Origin of the sequence: Mycobacterium sp., assembly GCF_035653355.1 — a bacterium.
Taxonomy (GTDB): Bacteria; Actinomycetota; Actinomycetes; order Mycobacteriales; family Mycobacteriaceae; genus Mycobacterium.
In genome coordinates this window covers 1-3,144 of record NZ_DASRBZ010000270.1, presented here as the reverse complement: position 1 = coordinate 3,144, position 3,144 = coordinate 1, and the positions used below count along the sequence as shown (strand labels likewise).

4 protein-coding genes are annotated in these 3,144 nt (G+C 67.2%); all 4 read left to right on the top strand.

Features of this window, described 5'->3' with window-relative positions; genetic code table 11:
- On the top strand, window positions 1–784 hold a 784-nt coding region (locus tag VFA16_RS09240; RefSeq protein ID WP_324967520.1), incomplete at its 5' end, for a helix-hairpin-helix domain-containing protein.
- Window positions 785–795: 11 nt separating this feature from the next.
- On the top strand, window positions 796–1,734 hold the full coding sequence (gene rapZ / locus VFA16_RS09235) for an RNase adapter RapZ (protein ID WP_324967519.1): 939 nt from the start codon (window positions 796–798) through the stop codon (window positions 1,732–1,734).
- Window positions 1,731–2,783: a YvcK family protein gene (locus tag VFA16_RS09230; protein ID WP_324967518.1), complete on the top strand. Its 1,053-nt coding sequence runs from the start codon at window positions 1,731–1,733 to the stop codon at window positions 2,781–2,783. The genes rapZ and VFA16_RS09230 overlap by 4 nt, the downstream gene beginning before the upstream one ends.
- On the top strand, window positions 2,780–3,144 hold a 365-nt coding region (whiA, locus tag VFA16_RS09225), incomplete at its 3' end, for a DNA-binding protein WhiA (protein ID WP_324967521.1). The genes VFA16_RS09230 and whiA, both read left to right, overlap by 4 nt.

Sequence of the window (3,144 nt, the reverse complement as noted above, 5' to 3'; positions counted from 1 at the left end):
CACTGCGAGATCGGCTGCGCTGCAGAATATTCAGGAAGCGCTCGGCCTGCCCGACGCGCCGCTGCGGATCGAATGCGTCGACGTCAGCCACGTGCAGGGCACCGACGTGGTGGGCTCGCTGGTGGTGTTCGAGGACGGGTTGCCGCGCAAGTCCGACTACCGCCATTTCGCGATCCGGGAAGCCGCCGGCCAGGGCCGCTCTGACGACGTCGCCTCGATCGCCGAGGTGACCCGTCGCCGGTTCATGCGCCACCTTCGCGACCAGCAGGACCCGAATATGCTTTCGCCCGAGGGGAAGTCGAGGAAGTTCGCCTATCCGCCCAACTTGTATGTCGTTGACGGCGGCGCGCCCCAAGTCAATGCGGCCAAGGCCGTGCTTGATGAGCTTGGCGTCACGGACGTCGCGGTGATCGGTCTGGCCAAGCGGTTGGAAGAGGTGTGGGTGCCCTCCGAGCCCGACCCGATCATCATGCCGCGCAACAGCGAGGGTTTGTATCTGTTGCAGCGGGTGCGCGACGAGTCGCACCGGTTCGCGATCACCTATCACCGCAGCAAGAGGTCCAAGCGGATGACGGCGTCGGCCCTCGACGCGGTGCCGGGGCTCGGGGAGCACCGGCGCAAGGCGCTGGTCACCCACTTCGGGTCGCTGGCGCGGCTTAGAGACGCGACTGTCGAGGAGATCACCGCCGTCCCGGGTATCGGTGTGGCGACCGCGACGGCGGTGCTGGAAGCCCTGCGCTCCGACGCGTCCGGCGATCGAGTCCCTGAACGGGCCTCGGGATGATGGGCCACAGCATGAGCGACGAGAACTCGGGCGCAAGCGCTGTGCACGCGGAGTCGGCTGCCAACCAGCCGGACGGGTCAGCGCAATCAGGCATCGATGTGGTGTTGGTGACTGGGCTGTCCGGCGCGGGACGCGGCACCGCGGCCAAGGTGCTCGAGGACTTGGGCTGGTATGTCGCCGACAACTTGCCTCCGCAGCTGATCACCCGCATGGTCGACTTCGGGCTGGCGGCCGGTTCGCGGATCACGCAGCTTGCTGTCGTCATGGATGTGCGCTCGCGGGGGTTCACCGGGGACCTGGATTGGGTGCGCAACGACTTGGCCACCCGCAACATCACGCCGCGGGTGTTGTTCATGGAAGCCTCCGACGACATGTTGGTGCGCCGCTACGAGCAGAATCGCCGCAGCCACCCTCTGCAAGGTAGGCAGACGTTGGCCGAGGGGATCGCCGCCGAGCGCGAGATGCTGGCTCCGGTGCGCGCCACCGCCGACCTGATCATCGACACCTCAACCCTGTCGGTGCGGGGTTTGCGGGAAAGCATCGAACGAGCATTCGGCGGCGAGGCAGTGGCGCACACCAGCGTCACCGTCGAGTCATTCGGCTTCAAATACGGCCTACCGATGGACGCCGACATGGTGATGGATGTCCGCTTCCTGCCCAACCCGCACTGGGTCGATGAGCTGCGCCCGCACACCGGCCAGCATCCGGCGGTTCGTGACTATGTGTTGGGCCAGACCGGCGCGGCAGAGTTTCTGGACACCTACCATCGATTGCTGTCCCTGGTTGTCGACGGCTACCGGCGAGAGGGGAAGCGCTACATGACCGTCGCCATCGGCTGCACCGGCGGTAAGCACCGCAGCGTCGTCATTGCGGAGGAGTTGGCGCGGCTAATGGAGCCCAACACGCAATTGTCCGTGCGGGTGCTGCACCGGGATCTGGGTCGCGAATGAATGAACGCATAGTCGCCTTGGGCGGCGGACACGGCCTGTATGCGACGCTGTCAGCGGCCCGGCGGCTCACCCCGCACGTCTCCGCGGTGGTCACCGTCGCCGACGACGGGGGCTCCTCCGGCCGGCTGCGCAACGAGCTCAACGTGTTGCCGCCGGGCGATCTGCGAATGGCATTGGCGGCCTTGGCATCTGACAGCCCGCACGGGCGACTGTGGGCAACTATCCTGCAGCATCGATTCGGGGGCAGCGGGGCACTGGCCGGGCACCCGATCGGAAATCTCCTGCTCGCTGGGCTCAACGAAGTGCTGGCCGACCCGGTTGCGGCGCTCGACGAACTGGGCCGCATCCTCGGCGTCAAGGGCAGGGTGTTGCCGATGTGCCCGATCGCGCTGCAAATCGAGGCCGACGTCGCGGGCCTGGAGGCCGATCCGCGGATGAGCCGGGTGATCCGCGGCCAAGTGGCGATCGCAACGACACCGGGAAAGGTGCGCCGAGTGCGCCTGCTGCCAGCCAACCCGCCGGCCACCAGGCAGGCCGTCGACGCCATCATGGCCGCCGACCTGGTGGTGTTGGGACCGGGCTCGTGGTTCACCAGCGTGATCCCGCATGTATTGGTGCCGGGGCTGGCCGACGCGTTGCAGGCGACGACGGCCCGGCGCGCGCTGGTGCTCAACCTGGTGGCCGAGCCGGGGGAGACCGCGGGTTTTTCGGTGGAGCGTCATCTGCACGTGCTGGCACAGCATGCGCCGGACTTCACCGTGCATGACGTGATCATCGACGCCGAACGGGTGCCCAGCGAGCGCGAGCGTGAGCAACTGCGCCGCACCGCAAAGCTGCTCGACGCGCAGGTCCAATTCGTCGATGTCTCCAGACCTGGTACACCTTTACATGATCCGGGCAAGCTGGCGGCGGTGCTGGAAGAGGTGCGGGTGCGCGCCACCGACGCCGAAGCGCGTCCTGTGGCCGCCGCACCGATGCCAATTGAGGAAGGGACCGGCGCTCAGGCACCGGGTCGTAGCGGACCGAGAGGTGACGACGCGTGGCGATGACGGCCGAAGTCAAAGACGAGTTGAGCCGGTTGGTGGTGAATTCGGTGAGCGCTCGGCGTGCCGAAGTCACGTCCCTGCTGAGGTTCGCCGGCGGCCTGCACATCGTGGGAGGCCGCGTCGTCGTCGAGGCCGAGGTCGACTTGGGGAGTATCGCGCGACGGCTGCGCAAAGACATCTTCGAGCTGTACGGCTACAACGCGGTGGTACATGTGTTGTCGGCCAGCGGTATTCGCAAACAAACCCGGTATGTGCTGCGGGTGGCCAACGACGGTGAGGCGTTAGCTCGGCAGACCGGTCTGCTTGATCAGCGCGGCCGTCCGGTGCGCGGGCTGCCGGCGCAGGTGGTGGGCGGCAGCATCGC

What these genes read in the sequence shown, in the direction of transcription:
- rapZ (WP_324967519.1), top strand. Translation starts at nt 796, where the DNA reads ATGAGCGACGAGAACTCGGGCGCAAGCGCTGTGCACGCGGAGTCGGCT.
- VFA16_RS09230 (WP_324967518.1), top strand. Translation starts at nt 1,731, where the DNA reads ATGAATGAACGCATAGTCGCCTTGGGCGGCGGACACGGCCTGTATGCG.